Below are 20307 nucleotides of genomic sequence, written 5' to 3' on the forward strand. Positions count from 1 at the left end.
CGATATTATTGGGACTGAAATTGTAACTCTTGAGATGCTGGGTCAGATGGCACCAAGGTATCGGCAAAGGAAGGGATATGAATAAAGGCATGCTGATTGCGCCCAGCATCCTTCGCTTGTAATAAGGCTTGCGTGGCTTTCTCCACTAACTTAGTCATGGGTGTATCATGAGCTGGTCGTACAAACCCAACCCCAATACTGACGGTGACATATTCACTAATGGGGGAGTAAATATGTTTGATCTTCAAAGCTTCTATGGATTCGATACAGCGCTGAGCAAGGGGTTCCGCATTTGCGGTATTCGGTAGCAGTAGTGCAAAGGTTTCCCCTTCAAATCTGGCCACTAGGTCTGCAGGACGCTTGAGCAGAGATTCCAGTTGAGACGCGATTTTTTTTAGGCACTCATCGCCAGCGACAAACCCATATCCCTCATTAAACTGTCGGAAAAAATCTAGATTGATCAGAAATAACGTCATGGGGGTTTGCTCACGGATCGCCCGCTTCCACTCTTTATCCAAACAATCGTTAAAGTGTCGGCGATTGGCAATATGGGTTAATTCATCTGTGGTAGAGATTAGAGAGAGTTTTTTGTTCGCTTCTTCTAATTCCTTCGTGCGATCGCGGACAACGGTCTCCACAAGCTTTGACTGCCGAAGGATAAAGAATACATAGGCTTCAGTCAGAACCGTAAAAACTAAACCCACCCAGAACACTGCCCAGGGCAGGCCACTTCGCTTCTCGTTGAAATAAACATTAGAAGGGATAGCCGCAATCGTCCATTGCTGCCCAGCAATCGATTTGAGATCAGAACGATATTCATGTTCAGGCATCGGCTGACCTAATCTCGATTGCCGCACATAGGGAATATCTTCTGGATTGGATGTATCCATCAGTTGCAGGTTAATTGCATCTATCGCCCCAGGCTGAATCGCCCCATTAACTAAATCACTGATCCGAAAGACCCCCAACACCAAACCTTCCAACCGTTGGCGTCTGCTATCTAATGTGTTGGGCTGGTCTTGATAGACCGGAATAAAGGTGATGAAGCCTTTTTGCTCTTCTTGTTCTTGGACCAAGGTCAAATTACTGGTGGATTGAACCATTCCCGTATCGGTGGCTAAGGTGATGGCCCGTTTACGAGTCGCATCAGAAGCCAAATCAAATCCTAAAGCCAATTCATTACCGGCAAAAGGTTCTAAAAATGATACCGGGTAGTATTCTGCTCGTTTTTGAGCACGAACCATCTTGCCTTGGCTAACCTGTTGGGTAATTTCAAAAGCAGGATAGTTTTGTTGTCGCTGTTTGATAAATGTTGCCCGATCCGCATGTTTAACCTTAGGCACCCATTCCAGGGCTTGAATATCTTTATGACGAGCTAAGAGATTGTGCGTGAATTGCTGGAACTCTTTGGGTGTGACCTGCTCAGAACTATCAAACAGCAGCTTGAGGCTATTAATAGCTTCCAGTTTGGCATCAATTTTGGCTTCTAAGCGGTGGACCTGCTCATTGATATCCTGCTGAAAATCTTTTTGAATAGCTTGAGTTTCTAGGGAATAGAACTTTAATGCTAATAACGCTGATAGACCAATTCCCAATACTCCTGTGGGAATAGAAATTAACGCTATTTTTCTGTTCAAAATGAATATCCCCCTCTGGATTACTTACGAAAACAGGCCAATCAAGCTATGTTCGTTATCTATCCTGTTTTATTGAGTAAGTAATAATTGTCATTCTGTATAGAAATAGAAACTCACCCACTGGCGACAAAATTTATGCCAATAAATAAATGCTGTTCTACATCTATTTTGCCCACTTGACAGCGGCAATTGTAACAATCACTTTATGCTTCACTGACGAAATAAATCCTTATTCTTTGATAGCTAAAATCCTTAATTCACCTGCCATATTGCGTCTTAGCAAAAGGAGTAAAGAATTAAAGCTGGTAAAACTAGAAGAAGTTTTCTTGAAACAGTTTTTGTTATGAAAAAGTTATACAAAAGCCTAGATCTTCACATAAAAATCATTTCGATAAGTCTTAAAGATCTAACGAAAAAATAAAAAAACAGAATTCCAAAAAAAATGCAAGAATATCTGATCGTCTGAACGATATAAGCCTTAAAGCATATCTCATATAGCTATCAACAAGGATAAATTTTTTACACCGACCTAACATCTTGTTATTGAAGCGGTATCCAGCATTCTATTGCTTCCTAGGTGATAAGCAAAAAGATCAGATCCATTTGAGAATTTCACTCATCGCCTGACCAATAGGTGCTTGATAGAAGTCCTATTCATATCTCCCCAGTACCTTGCGGTCTAAAAGATCCACCCCTCCAGCTTCTAAATCTCCAGCAAAGGTATTGAGGAGGCAAAAGGAAGGCTATGCACTGCGATTTGCTCATTGGCAAATTCCAAGAATTCTATTCCTAGCAGTGTTTGGGTTCCACCTGCCCCAATTACCTGGAACTGTTCAGGGCCACCACGGAACGTAAAGTCACTCATCAACGCTTGATATTGGACAACATCATTCCCCAGTCCCCCAATCAACGAATCTTGACCGGGACCACCAACAAAGACATCATCCCCCGCACCGCCCGCTAACCAATCATCGCCATTTCCGCCTACTAACTTGTCGGCACCATTCCCCCCAAACAACCAGTCATGCCCCTCTCCGCCACGGAGAATATCATCTCCAGCATTCCCCCATAATCGGTCATTTCCCCTACCGCCAAGGAGATCGTCATCTCCTTGATTGCCCCATAGGGCATCAGCCCCCTCATCTCCAATCAGAATGTCACTCCCCTCATTCCCCGATAGCCAATCGCCGCCCTCTCCACCGAATACTAAATCATCACCAGAACCGCCCCAGGCAACATCCCGACCCGCTCCACCATCTATCGTGTCATTACCGGTATTTCCAAATAGCCAATCCCGGCCTTGCCACCCTTCAATGCGATCGTCTCCCGAAAGACCAAAGAGAAAATCATTCCCTGCGAATCCATCGATATTGTCTGCCGCCTTTGTACCAAATAAGAAATCCCGTTGGGAAGTCCCTAGAATGTCATTCAAAGTAGGTTGAGGAATGTCCCCTATCAACGTATTGAAGATGGTTTCACCGATGATGGCATGGGCCTGTGTGGTGGGATGTAACGGATCCCAAAAGAAAAATCCAGGGGTATTGGGAAGCGCTTGCCCCGTAGCGACTAATGACAGGAGTGGGTCGGTGGTATTGGTAAATCCAAAGCGGGTAGGATTTTCAGCAATCGTTTCTCCCAGCCCAAATAAATCAACTTCAACCAGCTCCAAGCTCTGATTGCCAACCTTTTGCTCCAGGTTGTCTAAGGATAATCCCAGGCGTCCGTTAAATGCGATCGCAACTGTTCGTGCTTCTCGTTGAAATGCCGCGCTCGTAGGTAGTCGGCCTAGGTTTAGCATATTGGGTATCACGAATTTACTCGCTCCCGATGCCACCAGCGCTTCTACTCCAACCAGTAAGTTCTCAACCCCTTGTTCAATTAAGACCGCTCGATCGTCTGTATTCGTGCCGCCTAAGTTATCGAGAAAATTTGTTGGCCCTGCCCAGACAAAGAACAAGCTATTGGCAGAGTCGGTTCCTAATTGTCGATATGCATCAACTTGATCCAGTAGCCCCGGTAAATCTAAATTGAAGTCATCTTCATTCGAGTTGTTGCGACCTGTTCCAGCTCCAGTAAAAGAAAAATTATTCCCACCCAGTAATGACGGCGCTAGCGCTAAATTCAGATTTGATTCGGCATTATTGAGCCTATCTACTACATACTCAATTGCCACAGGTCCATTAGAAACCCGTCCCTCGAAGTAGGGAGGAGGAGGAATCTGACCAGCAGTGAACGTGAAGATATTTCCTGTGTCAGATAGACTATCCCCGAGGACATAGATATTCGTTAAATCTCCAAGGGTAATTCTCATCTTTATCCCTCCTACAGTTCTCTTAAAGCGCTAGAAATCTGCGCTAAGCAAAGCTTAAAAAGGCTGCAAAATTCATGCTGGAATATGAGTTATACCCCAGCATGAATTTTGCAGGTTACTAACTCTGCCCTCTAGTAGAGATTAATTTTATTTCTAACTTTTGGATAAAAATATTTATTTACAATCCAAAAATTATTCCGAACACTTTATTGCCTATTCCCTCAGAATTAGAACCAATCTTTTTGAACCCATAGGACTAATTTATTCAGTCGGGCAAATAGTCTACCGATATAAAAGAACGAACAAATTGGATATTGGATAGACTGAAATATTTCTCTGACAAAGCTAAAACTTCATTCTCTACCCAAGTTGCATTATAAGGATAGTACTCACCCAAAATAAAATCAGCCAGACAGTACTATCCGGCTAAAAGAGGCATATATAGCTGAAGACCAAGTATGAGCTTGAAGGTTGGCAGCCATTAGCAACCAACCGCAAAGGCATTATTTTGGTACTTCTGTGCAAGCTTTTGATGATGAGCCAATAAACAGAAACTCCAGGCTAATAGATGCCTAGCATAGAGTCTTTTATCCCATCTATCGATAAAAAAGAAATGCCTTTAAAGTTCTAGGCAATCGAAAACTATGCAAATATTTAGAAGGGATTTTTCGAAAGAATCTGCCACGCAAACGGGTGAGAATCAATTAGGTTGGAAGGCCAAAATCTTGTTTTTCATCAACCTCATTGGCATACGCTAAAGCCCAGAAGTTCTTTTAAATATACTCTAGACGGTTAAGAGATTAACTTTCTGGAAAGACTGAAATTTGAGTGAGAGCAGGCTGGTTAGTTTCGCCTTATGCTCTGTATTGCATTGGTCAATGCACTGTTGAATGGCCCCTTTGAAAGAGTGAAAATCCGAATAATACTTCGAGTAGAGACATTCCTTGCGCACAAAGCGCCAAAGCCGCTCAATCAAATTCAAATGGGGTGAATAGGAGGGCAAATAGACTAACTCAATATCGACGATCTCAGCAAAGTCAGTCACCAGCTGGCATTTTTGATATCGGGCATTGTCTAAAATGACGCTGATGGGTATGACTGGGTCGAGTAGTGCCAGCTTGGCTAGCAACAGACACATGCTATGAGAGTTGATGTAGGTGTGGTTGGTGATACTGGTGACTTCTTTGGTGACAGCGTTGAGTGCACCCAGAACATTGAATCGTTGACGGCCAGAAGGAGAAGGGATGAAGATCCGACGAAGGCACCAGAGAAACCCCAGATAAGCCCGGTGAACAAAATGAGCAGCATCCACAAAAAAGACAAGACGCTCTTGGCGTTGAGCTTCCTCTAATAAGGGTTCAAGGCGAGTTTGTCGAAACTGCTCTTGCTCCTCAATTTTCTCGGGCAGACTCGACTTTCCCGGCACATACCCCACTTTTCGAGAGCGACAACCAATGCGTTTGAGGAAGGCTTTGAATCTGGGTTGGAGAACGCTTAATACCTGTCAATTGTTCAATGACTGCTTGGGCTTCTGCACTGGTGCGGGGCGGGTGTTGCTCAAAATAGGCTCTCACACTATCGCTATGAGCGTTGAGTGAACTGGATTGACCTTTGTATTCCAGGGTTTTCAACCCTTCAATTCCGCCTTGTTGATACAGACGAAGGGTTTTAGCTAAGGTCGGACGACTAATCTGACAAAGCTGACAAATCTGGGCATGGGGAAGACCCTGACTTTTCAAGTAGAGCACTTCCATCCGTCGCTGCACCCGTGGGTGAGGGTGATGATAGCGTTCGTAATTGAGGTGTTGGATTTCCTCTGCGGTGAAATCAATTTTAATCATGCAAGTAGGGGAGTCGGTTGAGGGATACTCCCAGTCTGCCAAATCTCTCCACTACAATGTTAAGCCGCAAGTCGTACGCAGTATACTTTACCTAATCAGGCACATAAATCTGATAGTCATCTTGGCGCAGGGTTTTTACCCATTTCAAGCGTTTGGGTCGAATGGACATCCTGGCCGTGACACAAGCCATCACCAAAAACCAATGGCAAGTATACAGCGTCCCTCTTACGGTTTGTAAGAACATCACCAGCGGTGTTGGGGCAATTTGTTCAGCTTTACGAATACGGTCTAACCCATTCCACATGCCAACCAACGACAACAACATGGTGACACTCGTCATCGGCATTAGTAGTGGGAGCTGGTTGCGAGCGGTCGCCATCACCAAGTCAGGCACAGCTGCAGTGGGCAGAACATATTGAGCAAACCAAAACACCACTAAATCAAAGGTTTTACGGGGTCCTAAACGATTGCGAATAATTAAAGGCCAATAATCTAAATATCGTTGATACCCCCCTTCGGCCCAACGATTCCGTTGATGCCAAAGCGCTATAGCCCGTGTCACTCCTTCTTCCCGTACCGCAGGTACAGGCAATATGCCAATGTCCCAATGATTTAGATGTAAGCGGAAGGTCAAATCCAAATCATCAGTGATGGTCGCTTCATTCCAGCCCCCACAACTTGCCAACGCCTGGCGACGCACAAATTGGCCATTACCACGCAGCTCGCCAACCCCCCCCACTGCAATCCGCTGCTGTTGAAGATACAGGTCTAAACCCATTTCAGCAGACTGACCTCGAGTCCAAAAATTGGTATCAGCGTTCGCAATCTGTTTACGAACCTGGACGGCACCCATTTGCGGATCATCAAACAGGGGTAACACTCGACAGAGTAAATCGGCAGAGACCTGAGCATCAGCATCAAAAACCCCAATGATGTCGCCTTGAGTCATTGGCAAAACCTGATTTAAGGCCCCGGATTTGCCACCACCGTCTTCTTCCGATCGGCGCAGCACATGGAGTTGCGCATACTCTTCAGACAATTGAGCCAGTACGTCGGGGGTCTTATCCGTACTATTGTCATCTACAATCCAAACTTCATATCGTTCGGCAGGATAGTCTAGCTTGCAGAGGGTTTTAACCAAAGATCCTAGAACTGCTTCTTCATTTTTTGCCGATACTAAGAGGGATACAAAGGGATATTCAGTTTCAGGTTTATCTAGGTTTAATGGCTCTTCAGTGGGCAGTGCCGACGCCCGAATCATTCGCAACCAGTGCATACTAATAACGGTTGTCAGACCACAAACGGCCCAAAACCCAACCGAAAACAGATGCAACGCAATCGTACAGCTCCAAATTAAGGCCAGCATCAAAGCCGCTTTGCGTCGCCGACCTTCACCTTCGGGATAATCAATTTCTACCTCAGAAAGCTGTGGGAGTTCCGGGTCTTCTGGCCATGGAGATTTCACGTTAGACATGCTGCAAGAATCGTTTTCTGGCCAGGAATTCTCCGACATAACTGACTTGGTTCAAGACCCAATATTTATCAACACCTTGGAAAAAGCTGGGAATGAGATAGCACCAAACGGTACAACCTTCGCATACCTTAAGCTGCCCTTGGGATTGGCGGTATTCTTCAACGATTTCAGATTGTCGATATAGTTCGTACAATTTGCCTTCTATGGGTACGCCAGTTTGAGCGAAGTGATAGCAAGGAAGCAGCAACTCGTCATTCGGGGAAATGGCGATCACGGCATCGACCGCTTTACATCTTGGGTTTTGGGTATCATTCCCTCCAGCCCTGATGAACTCTAAAGCTGCTTTGTTGTACCCCAGATTTCGGTACTTTCTGCCACTAGACTCAATGGCCTCGACAATAGCAGGGGTTGGATTTTTCCGATTGTTATAGTTTGCGTAGGCGGTAAATGCTGGATTCAGCCATACTCTGACTCCTAGGCGTGCTCCTAATTCAGCTACCTCATGAATCCGCTCGTAGTTCTGTGCTGTCACCGTATGGTTCAGAACTGGATATTCTCCTAGGTCTAGGGCTAACTTGACCGACTCGACCAAATTATCAAAAATTTTGACTCCCCTTGATTGATCGTGGGTTTCTGCATCCGGACCATCCAGTGAGAAATTGAGGAAGTCGACTAGCCCTCTGACTTCATGGGCCTTTTTTAAATAGAGAATCGTATTGGTGGTCATGCTGGTGTAGAACCCAAGCTGCTTCGCAGTTTGGTAGATTCGGCCAACATCTGTTCTTAAAAGCGGCTCTCCTCCTGTAAAATCAACATATTTGACTCCCAGGCGCTTTAAATCTTCTAGATTATGCTCAATCGTATCGAAATCTGCTTCCTTACCTGGATCTAACGCCCAAATATCACAGAAATGACATCGAGCATTGCAACGGTAGGTCAGATAATAATTTGCAACTAGGGGAGCCATAATCTTCTGTTCCAGCTAAGCAACTTTACCGGCAGAGGTCCATTGGTTCTACCCACCACGTATACCATAAACTGTATATATATCTTTATATATTTGGTGTGCTTGACATTCTGACTGCTCAATAAAGGGGAAGCATTTTGAGAGAAAAGCAGAAAAATTCAGGTCAAACAGTAAAATTCGTCACGGACTTGCCCATACTTCATACATGAGGTTTATTGATTGATCGGTCAATGAGGACGTTGTTAGATGACCCAAGTTTTAGATGCTATTCAACCTGCTACCCCACGAGACGTTAATGTCTACCTGCCTTACTACCAAGGCGGCAAGAGAGATTTACTGCCCTTAGCGATAACGCTGTATCAAAATAGTAATTTGGAGGGGCAACGGGGTATTGAAGGGGGAAGCAACATCCCATTTGTAGCAACTTGGAACGTTTCTAAGTTACCTGCAGACCTCACCCGTTGCCGTATCCAGTTCGATAATGATGGAGATCTCAATTACGAACTCACGATCACCAATTTTGAATTTATTGGTTTTTTAATCGAAGTAATTACCAACTACCGACGCACAAAAGTTGCTGATTTTCCCAAGACTTTCTATCGTAAGCTGTTAAAACTAGATGATTAACACTTAATCCATGAGGAGTTCTCGGAGTGCAAAAGGCATCAAAGCACCTGCTGATTGGTTCCATTGAAGCCTTCAGTGGTAAGTCAGCTGCCATTTTGGGCCTTGCTCAATCTCTGATCAGTAAGGGATACCGATTAGCCTACGCCAAACCCATCGGGACCTATGCTGAAGGATTGGCTAATGACGGGCTAGATATTGATGTTAAGTTCATTGCTGAAACCCTTGGACTCACGTCAGAGCAGATTTACCCGACCCTGTTATCTATCAATCCTCATCACATTCAGCAACAACTTGAAGATAGGGATGCGACGAACTACGTAGAACAGCTACATCAGTTGGAAAAGAGAGATGATGTTGACCTCGTCCTCTTAGAAGGTCCTGGTTCCTTGTCGGAAGGGTATCTATTTGACGTATCTCTACCCCAAATGGCTCAGGCACTGGATGCAGAGGTTGTGTTAGTGAGCCGCTTTCACAATCTAGCCATGATAGATGCATTGCTTAATGCGAAAGCAATCCTTGGTAATCGTTTGGTGGGCGTTATTTTCAATGATGTCAACGTTGAACAGCAACAACTATTGCAATCAACAGTGCAATCCTTTCTAGAAACGAAAGAAATACCTGTTGTGGGGATACTACCCAGTAACGCCTTACTACGCAGTGTTAGCGTATCGGAATTGGTCCAACAGCTCCAGGCTGAGGTGTTGTGCGGCCATGAATTTCTCAACCTCATGGTGGAAGAGCTGACCATCGGAGCGATGAACGTTAATTCTGCCTTAAAGTATTTCCGCAAAGGGCGAAATATGGCTGTGGTGACAGGAGGCGACCGCACTGATCTACAACTTGCGGCTTTGGAGTCTTCTACCCATTGCTTGATTTTGACGGGGCATTTCCCTCCCAACGAACTTGTACTGAACCGGGCTAAAGATCTGGAGATTCCAGTCTTGCTAGTTGATTCGGACACCTTGACTACCGTTGACATCATAGAGAAAGCGTTTCAGCGTGCCCAAGTCCATGAACGCATTAAAGTTGAATGCATTCAGGACATGATTAGTCAGTACTGCGATATTGATCGACTCTTGAGCGCCCTGGGTTTACCCTCTCCTGTCGCTCTTTAAAATAATTGATTGTTAATCGCTCCATTCACTTGTCACCAAGTGTTCCGTTTGATTGTGAAAAAACAGAAACACCCTCATTTGATTGGTTCTAAATGGACCGCTCAGTCTTCAACCTTTGGTTGGCGACATTTTCGGGTTGTTAACCGCAAAAATGAAGGTTCCCTGGTTTTTGCTGAGTTAGTTGCGGCTTGTGATGAAACAGTGCGATTTTGGGTGAATGCCAAAGCTCTGAAAAATCGAGGGTTATGGAAGCCGGGTTGGCAATCTTTACTGGAACAGGCGCAATCGATTGAGTAAGTCAGGTATAACTAATGCCATGCCTTACATGTCTTTCCATTGGAACCGACGCATCAATACGACGGTTCTTAAGCATGGGGTGCGATACTATGCACTGGGGCTCAAACTCCTGATGAATCCATGCCTGTGTATTAACCATGTTCGTTAATTTGTTGCCATTGTACTGGGCCGTTTTTACCTCTCCTGGACCAGAAATCTTCAGGGTTGGTTCTGTCGTTATTCGATGGTACGGCGTCCTGATTGCAGCTGCGATCGTTTTGGGGCTACAGCTCTCTCGGCACTTAGCTACCTACCGTCGCATTAAGCCTGATGACATCAGTGATTTGGCCATTTGGTTGGTCATAGGAGCCATCCCCTGTGCTCGCCTTTACTATGTTCTGTTCCAGTGGGAGTATTACAGCCAACATTTAGACCAGGTTGCTACCATTTGGCGCGGGGGAATTGCCATTCATGGCGCTATCCTTGGCGGCATGTTGGCGGCCTTGATTTTTAGTCGTCTGAAAAAGGTGTCTTTTTGGCAGTTAGCAGATCTGGTTGCTCCATCATTGATCTTGGGGCAAGCCATCGGCCGCTGGGGCAATTTCTTTAATTCAGAAGCTTTTGGCGATCCGACCGATCTGCCTTGGAAGCTATTCATTCCGCCTGCGCGTCGTCCACTTGCCTATCGGAATTCAGCCTACTTTCACCCTACTTTTCTCTATGAATCAGTATGGAATCTGATGGTACTGGGAATCTTGCTGGCATTGTTTTTTAAGTTCCCAAAGGCTAAAAAAGGCACGATCTTTCTGGTCTATGCGGTGACCTATAGCTTGGGTCGGCTATGGATTGAGGGATTGCGGACGGATAGTTTAATGCTAGGGCCTTTGCGGATTGCTCAAGTCGTAAGCTTGATTGGCATTGGTATTGGCATGCTTGGGTTGACCTGGCTGTATTTGCTGAAGCGGAGCCTGCCTGATACAAAGCAGGCATCTTAATGCGATACTGCGGCTCTGTTTTTTTATTGATATTTAAGTTGAATTGAACTCCTATGACTCCCCCTTCTCCTGAGCTACTCGAACAGACAACTTTCAGCAAATCCCTATTGCCAGCGGTTTATATCGTAGGAGCGGGGCCAGGAGATCCTGATTTACTCACCGTTAAAGCTCAGCGTATTATCCAACAGGCAGATGTCGTCGTTTATGCCAATTCTCTGGTGCCGAAGGAAATGTTGAGTCTCTGCCATAATGGGGCAGAATTGATTCCGACTGCGACCAAGACCCTTGAAGATATCGTACCGATGATGATTGATAGGGTGCGATCGCATCTTTCAGTCGTGCGGCTACACTCTGGTGACCCCTGCCTGTATGGGGCTGTACATGAACAAATCCAGGCTTTGGCAGAAGCCGAAATCCCCTTCGAAATTATTCCTGGTATTAGTGCATTTCAGCTGGCTGCAGCTAAATTGCAGGTGGAACTAACGGTACCCGAACTAGTACAGACGATTATTTTGACGCGAATTAGCGGCCGAACACAGGTTCCAGAAGCAGAGGAACTCGCTAGCTTAGCAGCCCACAAGGCCAGCTTGTGTTTGTATCTCAGTGCGCGCCATGTCGATCAGGCCCAACAAAAATTACTCGCTCATTATGAGCCAGATACTCCTGTGGCCATCGGCTTTCGTTTAGGATGGCCGGATGAGCAAATGTGGGTTGTGCCGTTATCTGAGATGGCAAAGGCGACCGAAGACCATGAGTTAATTCGGACAACCCTCTACTTAATCAGTCCAGCTTTGAAGTCAACGCATTCTCAAGCGAGATCGCGTCTATATCACCCTGAACATCGACATTTATTTCGGCCAGGGAAACATTGAAATTCATGAGTTAACAGACCTTAGCAGTAACTAATATCTGGAACACTAGGAAACGCTTGCTAGATCGGTGTGCAGAGAGCATAACAGTATTATTTTGCTTGAAAATCCTGAGTTCGGGATAAGCTAAAACCCTTATTCTTGCGTAGGCTGAAACCTTCATTCGTCGCTAGAAGGGGGTTAAATAATGGGCTTAACCCGAACTGGGTTTGAAAACTTCAGGTGCTGGTTCCCAAAGATTGTATAAACTACACCAGTCAACAATTACAGCAGATTCAAAGAAGTTTCTTCACAAAAACTGAAGATTTGTGTTGACATCTCTTTACATAGCTGTTACATTAATTTACATAAGGTTACAACACACATGAGTTCCACGGAGTCTACACACATGAATACTTCCAACAATTTCTTCGGATTTAATCCCTTTGCTGAAGCTTGGAGTGGCCGCCTGGCTATGGTTGGTTTTTATGCTGCCATCATCATTGAGCTCGTTACAGGAAAAGGCGTTTTGCACTTCTGGGGCTTAATGTAAGCTGCCATTTTGTTATCGACCTTTTTTGAGATTACCAGCTGATTATTTAGGAGATTAAATCACAATGAATACACAACCTTCTTCTGGCTTCAGCGCCTTTTCTGAAACTTGGAATGGCCGCCTAGCTATGATTGGCTTTACTTTAGCCATCATCACTGAAGCCCTTACAGGGAAAGGAATTTTGGGCCAGCTAGTCGCTTGGTTCAGCTTCTAAAAAATTTCTGATCATCCACTAAAGTTTTCCTCTCCTCTCGCTTTAGTTGGGTCAGCAGTAAAAGATTTAGGTTACCGCTACCTTGATCTTGTAACGAAGAATTCTATCCGTAACTCGGTTATGAGTTCTCTAAATCGTATTTAATTATCACTCTCATCCAGACCCAGCCATTGCGCTGGGTTTTTTACTATCCACTTGAGCCCATGCCTTTCAGTATGGGCTTGCTTCACCCAGGTTGAGGGACCTGTTGAAAAAAATTAAATCAACGCTTGACAAAACGTTACAAGGACAGTTACATTTATTTACATAAGGTTATTTCGATTACGGAGTCAAACGACATGAGTACACAAAATCCAATTTGGGGCTTCACCGATTTTGCAGAGACTTTTGGTGGTCGTCTAGCAATGATGGGATTCTTCCTGGCCCTTGTAACTGAAGTCATGACTGGTCAAGGAATTGTCGGTCAAGTTGCCGCTTTACTACATTTCTAAATTAAAGCTGGGGTAGCTTGCGAAACATATAGCTACCCTCAATATTCTCTTCTTCCTTGTCTTTTAGCCCCAGCTTCTCGCTGGGGTCTTTTATATCCACTAATTCCAAGTTTCCGTAGACATGAAAAATTCATCTGTGAGCAAAGATTCTATTACGACCTATCTGCGAGAGATCGGCCGCTTCCCTCTGTTGAATCATGAAGAGGAAATTATCTTTGGTAAGCAGGTGCAACGGTTTGTAGCTTTGCAAGATCTCAAGCAAGATCTGCAAGAGCACCTAGATCGGGAACCGACCCAGGCCGAATGGGCAGATAAAGCTGAGATATCGGTCTCACAACTACAGAAAGAGCTGAAGTTAGGCCATAAAGCCAATCGCAAAATGGTGGAATCCAATTTGCGTCTAGTGGTCTCGATTGCCAAGAAGTACAACAAAGCGAAAGTTGAATTTTTGGATTTGATTCAAGAAGGCACGATTGGCTTGCAACGGGGTGTCGAAAAGTTTGACCCGATGAAAGGCTATCGCTTTTCTACCTATGCCTACTGGTGGATTCGTCAAGCCATGACCCGTGCGATCGCAGAACAAGAACGAACCATTCGCTTACCGATTCACATCAATGAAAAACTTAGTAAGCTGCGCAAGGTCAGACGCCAGCTGTCGCAAAAGCTCCATCGCGACCCCACTGTGCAAGAGCTAGCGGTAGAGATGGACCTTGCTCCTAAAAAGATTGAAGACTATCTCAACTACGCTCGTCGCTCGATCTCGTTAGATATTCAGATTGGTGATCAGCAAAATACAGAGCTATGGGAGTTACTCGAAGATCCCAATGAATCGCCCGACACCTATGTCACGGCCTCTTCTCTGCGATCTGATTTAGCCAAGCTGCTTCAAGATCTCAGCCCGCAACAGCGAGAAGTGATTACTTTACGATACGGCCTGATTGATCAAAATCCCTTGACCTTAGCGAAGGTGGGTGAGCGTCTGAACGTTAGCCGGGAGTGGGTCCGCCGGGTAGAGCGGGAAGCCTTTAAGATTTTGCGATCGCAAAAAGTGATGCTGCAAGAATATATGGCGATTTAGCTACGAGAATGCGGCCCGCCTCCCACCATTAGTTACTTTCAATTGTGTAGGGGTTGATTCCCTGCTGCTTGCAGCGAAGAAATGGGATACGGTTTGGTAGCAAATCGTATTTCATACCCCGTCTGCTTGCAGTGGGGTATTTGATTCATGCCGGGGGCTAGGTTACTCCAGCTCATCTTTATTCAGTTCACAATACTGTTACATTAACTGTGTTCTATGTAAAAGCTTTACAAAAGTAGACTATAAAAATACTTAAATCACCACATCAGTACATCTTATTAAACTATTTATGATGCTGATTATCAGGAAAATATAGATAAAAGTGGCTATTTATTTGCTTAAAAGCTCAAATAAAGTTCTTTTTGATGACTTGAATTCATCTTAATTAAATTTGAACTATTTTTTAGCTAAATAAGCTTTGACTCAGAGACCCTACAGAAAGTCAAGTTAAATCTTGACATTTTGTAACACTTTGATTAATATAGTTAACATAGCGTTACATTTACGGAGTCTGTTATGTTTGCACCTATCGTTGTTCTTACTCGCACTGCTGTTGGTACCCCCCGATTCACCAAACTCAGAGGCAAAGCGATCGCTCTGCATTCAAAAGCCATTACCAACTTCTGCAATCAAGTCGGTATTGAACGGACTCAGCGCCAAAATTGGATTCGTCTTGCCCGCGATAACGGCAAGCGCTTAGGTCTCCTTGCCTAAGCTGACTCAATCCCTCCCCACCCGAAACATTGATATATTGCTTGTCCTAGTTGAATCTTTTCCAAAATCGATAGGATGAAGACAATTGCTTTCAAGCCTTAGAGATTTAATCTCCGCCTTACTCCCCTGACGACTCTCAACCATGAACTATTCTGCTCAAACCAAGCTAATTCGTTACTTGCGGGAAGAGCTGCTGATCCCGTCTGATGCGATCGCACTTGCGATCCGCCAGCAACATAATCTTTCGAGTCAACTTCCCATTATTCTTTGGCAGTTCGGCTTTATCACCATTCAGCAGCTAGACCAAGTGTTTGAATGGCTAGAACAGACTAGAGTCTTTGAATGGGGTGGGAGCTTCTCCGGCCACCTGAACCAGCAATGTATCAAGCATTAGGGAACGAACCATGCCGATCAAAGATAAGCCTCAACGTCCCCGTCCAAACGTCGTTACAAGTCTACTGCTATTTTTACCAGCCATCTTGTTAATTGCGAATTTGGCTCTCCCCTTTGTCATGGGACCTAGAGTGCCCCGGGTACCTTACAGCTTCTTTATTGAACAAGTTCGTGACGAGCAGGTTGCCCGAGTTTCCGTGGGCCAAAAATTGATTCGCTACCAGCTTAAAGATGACACGGCTGAAGAGTCAAAAATCTTAGAAACTACCCCAATATTCGACCTAGAGCTGCCCAAGCTTCTGGAATCCAAAGGCGTCGAATTCGCTGCCACCCCACCCCCCAGCAACCGCTGGTTCACCACCTTACTGAGTTGGGTTATTCCCCCCGTCATCTTCGTCGCCATCTTCCAATTCTTTAGTCGAGGTGGCATCGGTGGTGGTGGTCCCCAAGGAGCCCTCTCCGTCACCAAAAACAAAGCCAAAGTCTACGTCGAAGGCGATGACAACAAAGTCACCTTTGATGACGTCGCAGGCGTTGAAGAATCCAAAACCGAACTTGAAGAAATCGTCGAATTCCTCAAATCTCCCCAACGCTTCACCGAAATTGGAGCCAAGATTCCCAAAGGTGTCCTTCTTGTAGGCCCTCCCGGAACTGGTAAAACCTTAATGGCCAAAGCCGTTGCTGGCGAAGCAGGCGTTCCCTTCTTCAGTATCTCTGGTTCAGAATTTGTGGAACTGTTTGTCGGTACCGGTGCTGCTCGAGTCCGTGACCTGTTCGAACAAGCTAAAAAGAAAGCTCCTTGCATCATCTTTATTGACGAACTTGATGCCATCGGTAAATCTCGAGCAGGTGGAAATGGCTTCGTTGGTGGTAATGACGAACGCGAGCAAACCCTCAATCAGCTGCTCACCGAAATGGATGGCTTTGGAGCCGGAGATGCCACCGTTATCGTCCTAGCTGCTACCAACCGTCCTGAAACCTTAGACCCCGCCCTTCTGCGTCCCGGTCGCTTTGACCGCCAAGTCCTCGTCGACCGTCCCGACCTCAGCGGTCGTCTGGCCATCCTGGAAATCTACGCCAAGAAAGTCAAACTGGGTGACAACGTCGACCTTAAAGCCATGGCTACCCGTACCCCAGGCTTTGCTGGAGCAGACCTCGCTAACTTAGTGAATGAAGCCGCCCTACTTGCTGCTCGTCGAGACAGCAAGGTCGTTGAGACTCAAGACTTTGCCGAAGCCATTGAGCGCGTCGTTGCTGGACTAGAGAAAAAGAGCCGTGTCCTCAACGACAAAGAGAAGAAGATTGTCGCTTATCACGAAGTTGGTCATGCCCTCGTTGGCGCCAAGATGTCTGGAACTGACCAAGTCGAGAAGATATCTATCGTTCCCCGCGGCATGGCAGCCCTAGGCTACACCCTCCAGGTGCCGACAGAAGATCGGTTCTTATTGAATGAGTCAGAACTCAAAGGTCAAATTGCCACACTCTTAGGTGGACGAGCTGCAGAAGAAGTCATCTTTGGCAGCATCACTACCGGAGCCTCCAATGACTTACAGCGAGCCACGGACTTAGCCGAGCAAATGGTCACCTCCTATGGCATGAGTGAAGTGTTAGGGCCCCTGGCTTATGACAAAGGTCAGCAGAATAACTTCCTCGGTGGCGGTATGAATGCGAGACGAATGGTGAGTGATGAAACGGCTAAGGCCATTGATAAGGAAGTCAAGGGCATTGTCGAAACCGCTCATCAGGAAGCTCTGAGTATTCTCAAGGAGAATAAGGAACTGTTGGAGACCATCTCTGAGCAGCTACTGGAGTCAGAGGTGATTGAAGGCGAAGGTCTGCGACAGATGCTGGCTAAGGTTCATCCTGAATCCCATGTCCAGGCTACTGAAGAGCCCGTCACGCTCTAGCCCTGGTTGAAATCCCTAAGCAAAAGCCCTCCACTGAAAATGTGGAGGGCTTTTGCTTTAGATGGATTATTAGCGGTTGACCAGTTCACGGAACCATTCATCCTCACGGAAATCAACGAATTGAGGATCACTACGGGCTTGTTCTCGGAAGCTGGGATTCAGTTTAATAGCCCGCTCGAGATTTTCTAAGCTTAAGGCTGTCTCCCCTTGGAGGACATAGCAGACTGCCTTGCCATAGTAGGCATTGGGGTAATCTGCATTTATTTCTAAGGCTTTATTCAAGCTGATCAGGGCTTCGCGATCCCGTTCTAGCTTGATCAGAGCATAGCCTCGATGACTCCAGGCTTTGTAGGCCTCGGGCTTATGAGTCACGGTATGTTCAAAGGACTCAAACGCATCTTCGTGGCGTTCGAGGACTTGTAAGGCTAACCCCCGGTTTAGCCAGGCTGCAGCATCCTCAGCCTCATGTTGAACCACATGATCAAATGAGGCAAAGGCGTCTTCATGGCGTTGGAGGGTGCCCATCACGAATCCACGATTCATCCAGGCATTGCGATGGTTCGGTTCAATCTCAATCACACGGTCATAGGCAGCAAGGGCTTCATCCCAGCGCTGAAGGCGCTCCAGCAGAGTGCCACAGTCCATCCAGTTTTGTGTCTCTTCTGGCTGCAGTTTTGTTGCTTCTTTGAAAGCCCCGAGCGCACCTTCATATCGCTGTAAATCTTTCAGAACTTGGCCTCGGCGCTGCCACAGCTGGGGGTCTTCAGGGGTTAGCTCAATCGCCTTATCTAGGGAGCCAACAGCCTCTTCAAACAGCTTTAGCCCTCTCTGTGCTTCGGCCCGCTGACACCATAGTTGAGGGTCATCGGCTTTTAACTCCAGGGCTTGATTATAGGCAGAGAGGGCCTGACGGAAATTGCTGTCTGCGAGGTGCTCATCTCCTTGACGGATATAGTCCGCAACATCCAGGAACAAATCAGGATGATTAGCCTGTAATCGCTCTAAAGGTCCCAATGCCGTCTGCAATTTCTGATCGATTTCTGCTACGGCATCTCCGGCGATCTGGGCTGGGGATAGGGCTGCGAGCTGTTGGAGAATCTGATCTTTGCGAGCTTGGGCATTTGTTGTAATGGCCGCCAGATCTTGTTCTGTTTTCGCTTCTATGGCCTGTAGGGACTGCTGGGTTTGATCTTGGGACCCTTGTAAATTCGTTTTTAGATCCGCTAACTGATTGGACACCTGTAAGGTCAGGGCTTCGAGATCTTGGACTGCTTGTTCTTGGGTGGTTTGAACCTCTGTCTTTAGATCTGCCAGCAGAGTCGAGGCATTGTCAGTCAGAGCCTGAACATCGGCTAGGGCATTGGTCTTTTCAGTCTCCAACTGAGTTCTGTAGTTGAACAGCTGAGTCGAGAATTCAGACTCTTGTACCTGAAGCCGTTGCAAGGTCTCACTGGCCTGGGTTTGAAAGGTCTCTTGGGCTTCAGTGAGCTGACGCGTAATCTCAGTGCCGACCTGTTTGAGGCGTACCAGGAAGGACTCTTTCTTTTCGTTCGCCTTCACCTGCAGCTGGCCTTCAATCTCCTCTAACTGGGGGGTGAAATCACTTTCTAGCTGTTTGAGGTTTTGTAAAATCAGTTCCCACTGTTTACGAGCTTCTTGCTGGAGGTCAGACAGTTGGGTGACATATTCGGCTTTAGAAGTGGCAAGATAGCCAATTAAGGTTTCTTTCTCCGTTTGGGCAACGGCTTGTAGAGCCGACATTTGCGGCCCAAAATCATTGCTCATCTTTTCAACCCGCGTCAGGATCTTGTCTCGTTCCTGCTCGCTTTTATCCAGAAGTTGGGACAATTGGGTTTTGAAATCCGTCTCAGACTGCTTCAGGCGGTTTAGAAATTCTGTTTTTTGCGATTGAGCATCCACCTCAACTGTAAACAGCTGGGGTTCAATCTCTTCGCCGAGGCGTTTGAGATGGGCCAGAATCGTTTCTTGTTCGGTTCTCAGTTCCGTATCTAAAGTGGCAAATTTAGTGGTTGAATCAGATTCAAAAGTTGCGATCGCAGCTTCCGTATCCGTCAAGGACCCTTCGATTTTATTGAGGATCTGCTGTTGCTTGGTGGAAAATTCCGCCAGCATATCTGACAACCGCTGGCGCTTACTGGTTAAGTCTTGATGAAACTGCTCCGACTCTTGATGTAAATCGGCATCCAGATCTTCTGCCTTTTGCAGAATCACTTCTACGGCATCCGCCGCATCCGCCAGATGTCCTTTTAAATCTCGCATCTCCCGCAGGTGCTTTTGCACCACCTCCGCGACTTCATGAACGACGGCGCGGCGAAGCAAAATCAAGCTGGCAATGGCCGTGGCTAGGATCAATCCCAGCACCACCAAAAACCAGTTAAATAAGGTGGTGGTTTGATTGACGGCTTGAGTCGCCTCCGCCTGGGCTTGTTTTTGGCCTTCCCGTTCTTTACGCAGCTCTTGCAGGAGCCGCTCAATCTCTTGCGGATCTGTACTAGGGGCAGTGGGTGATGAAGAAGTCTGGGCCAGGGCAGGACTCAAGAGCAACGTCGAGAGAACAACGCTAAACCAAATCGATGTGCTGAGAGTTTTGGATTTCATCAGATCTTCCTCACCTGGGTGGGGTTTGCGATCACCTTCATATATAAGGTAATCAAAATTGAGACGGGTGCTTGCTGTGTACCTAACATAGTAAGGGCCTAAGGAGCAAGTTCCTCTGCCCCTTCGATTCCCGTAAGCGCATGAATATCTTGAGAGTTAGCGGTGCATCATGGATCATGGGAGTGAACTCAATCTAGTCTTGGCAACCTGTCATTTTATTCTTTAACTCGGATAAAATTTGCCATAA

At 46.2% G+C, this 20307-nt stretch carries 17 protein-coding genes and 1 pseudogene; 12 read left to right on the plus strand and 6 right to left on the minus strand.

Going from position 1 to position 20307, the window contains the following annotated elements:
• Positions 1 to 5: 5 nt before the first annotated feature.
• From AM1_RS20710 to AM1_RS20740, 5 genes and pseudogenes are all read right to left on the minus strand, one after another.
• The gene (locus AM1_RS20710; RefSeq protein ID WP_012164854.1) at positions 6 to 1637 is read right to left on the minus strand and encodes a CHASE domain-containing protein; all 1632 of its coding nucleotides are present in this window, start codon (positions 1635 to 1637) and stop codon (positions 6 to 8) included.
• Between the two features lie 703 nt (positions 1638 to 2340).
• Positions 2341 to 3948: an SGNH/GDSL hydrolase family protein gene (locus AM1_RS20720; protein WP_012164855.1), complete on the minus strand. Its 1608-nt coding sequence runs from the start codon at positions 3946 to 3948 to the stop codon at positions 2341 to 2343.
• 784 nt (positions 3949 to 4732) lie between these two features.
• Positions 4733 to 5789: pseudogene (locus tag AM1_RS39915) on the minus strand (IS630-like element ISAcma41 family transposase).
• A 91-nt stretch (positions 5790 to 5880) separates the two neighbouring features.
• Positions 5881 to 7263, minus strand: a complete 1383-nt coding sequence (locus tag AM1_RS20735) for a glycosyltransferase (protein WP_238549028.1) — start codon at positions 7261 to 7263, stop codon at positions 5881 to 5883.
• Positions 7256 to 8230, minus strand: coding sequence for a radical SAM protein (locus AM1_RS20740; protein ID WP_012164858.1), 975 nt, complete (start codon positions 8228 to 8230; stop codon positions 7256 to 7258). Before AM1_RS20740 ends, AM1_RS20735 begins: the two co-directional genes overlap by 8 nt.
• Positions 8231 to 8476: 246 nt before the next feature.
• Between AM1_RS20740 and ebsA the strand changes: the two genes are divergently transcribed.
• The 12 genes from ebsA to ftsH4 all read left to right on the plus strand — a co-directional run bounded on the left by ebsA (position 8477) and on the right by ftsH4 (position 17441).
• A complete protein-coding gene (gene ebsA, locus AM1_RS20745; RefSeq protein WP_010470152.1) occupies positions 8477 to 8857 on the plus strand; it encodes a type IV pilus biogenesis protein EbsA in 381 nt (126 codons plus the stop codon).
• A gap of 26 nt (positions 8858 to 8883) precedes the next feature.
• Positions 8884 to 9972, plus strand: a complete 1089-nt coding sequence (locus AM1_RS20750) for a phosphotransacetylase family protein (protein ID WP_012164859.1) — start codon at positions 8884 to 8886, stop codon at positions 9970 to 9972.
• Between the two features lie 51 nt (positions 9973 to 10023).
• Positions 10024 to 10269, plus strand: a complete 246-nt coding sequence (locus AM1_RS20755) for a TIGR02450 family Trp-rich protein (protein WP_041660982.1) — start codon at positions 10024 to 10026, stop codon at positions 10267 to 10269.
• A 137-nt stretch (positions 10270 to 10406) separates the two neighbouring features.
• Complete coding sequence (lgt, locus tag AM1_RS20760; protein ID WP_041660084.1) at positions 10407 to 11243, plus strand: prolipoprotein diacylglyceryl transferase; 837 nt, start codon at positions 10407 to 10409, stop codon at positions 11241 to 11243.
• A 53-nt stretch (positions 11244 to 11296) separates the two neighbouring features.
• Positions 11297 to 12115, plus strand: a complete 819-nt coding sequence (cobM, locus tag AM1_RS20765) for a precorrin-4 C(11)-methyltransferase (protein ID WP_012164862.1) — start codon at positions 11297 to 11299, stop codon at positions 12113 to 12115.
• 385 nt (positions 12116 to 12500) lie between these two features.
• Positions 12501 to 12644: a hypothetical protein gene (locus AM1_RS20770; protein WP_012164863.1), complete on the plus strand. Its 144-nt coding sequence runs from the start codon at positions 12501 to 12503 to the stop codon at positions 12642 to 12644.
• 64 nt (positions 12645 to 12708) lie between these two features.
• On the plus strand, positions 12709 to 12858 hold the full coding sequence (locus tag AM1_RS20775; RefSeq protein WP_012164864.1) for a chlorophyll a/b-binding protein: 150 nt from the start codon (positions 12709 to 12711) through the stop codon (positions 12856 to 12858).
• 338 nt (positions 12859 to 13196) lie between these two features.
• A complete protein-coding gene (locus AM1_RS20780; RefSeq protein WP_010470169.1) occupies positions 13197 to 13349 on the plus strand; it encodes a high light inducible protein in 153 nt (50 codons plus the stop codon).
• Positions 13350 to 13470: 121 nt separating this feature from the next.
• Positions 13471 to 14427: an RNA polymerase sigma factor, RpoD/SigA family gene (locus AM1_RS20785; RefSeq protein WP_012164865.1), complete on the plus strand. Its 957-nt coding sequence runs from the start codon at positions 13471 to 13473 to the stop codon at positions 14425 to 14427.
• Between the two features lie 516 nt (positions 14428 to 14943).
• Entirely contained in the window at positions 14944 to 15141 is a 198-nt protein-coding gene (gene pgr5 / locus AM1_RS20790) for a cyclic electron transport protein PGR5 (protein ID WP_010470172.1), read from the plus strand.
• 142 nt (positions 15142 to 15283) lie between these two features.
• Complete coding sequence (locus AM1_RS20795; protein WP_012164867.1) at positions 15284 to 15535, plus strand: DUF2949 domain-containing protein; 252 nt, start codon at positions 15284 to 15286, stop codon at positions 15533 to 15535.
• A gap of 10 nt (positions 15536 to 15545) precedes the next feature.
• Positions 15546 to 17441: an ATP-dependent zinc metalloprotease FtsH gene (gene ftsH4, locus AM1_RS20800; protein WP_012164868.1), complete on the plus strand. Its 1896-nt coding sequence runs from the start codon at positions 15546 to 15548 to the stop codon at positions 17439 to 17441.
• A gap of 69 nt (positions 17442 to 17510) precedes the next feature.
• On the opposite strand, the gene AM1_RS20805 is transcribed toward ftsH4, so the two are convergent.
• Complete coding sequence (locus AM1_RS20805) at positions 17511 to 20060, minus strand: TPR end-of-group domain-containing protein (RefSeq protein ID WP_012164869.1); 2550 nt, start codon at positions 20058 to 20060, stop codon at positions 17511 to 17513.
• Positions 20061 to 20307: the final 247 nt, after the last annotated feature.

The sequence above is a fragment of the Acaryochloris marina MBIC11017 genome (assembly GCF_000018105.1).
Taxonomy (GTDB): domain Bacteria; phylum Cyanobacteriota; class Cyanobacteriia; order Thermosynechococcales; family Thermosynechococcaceae; genus Acaryochloris; species Acaryochloris marina.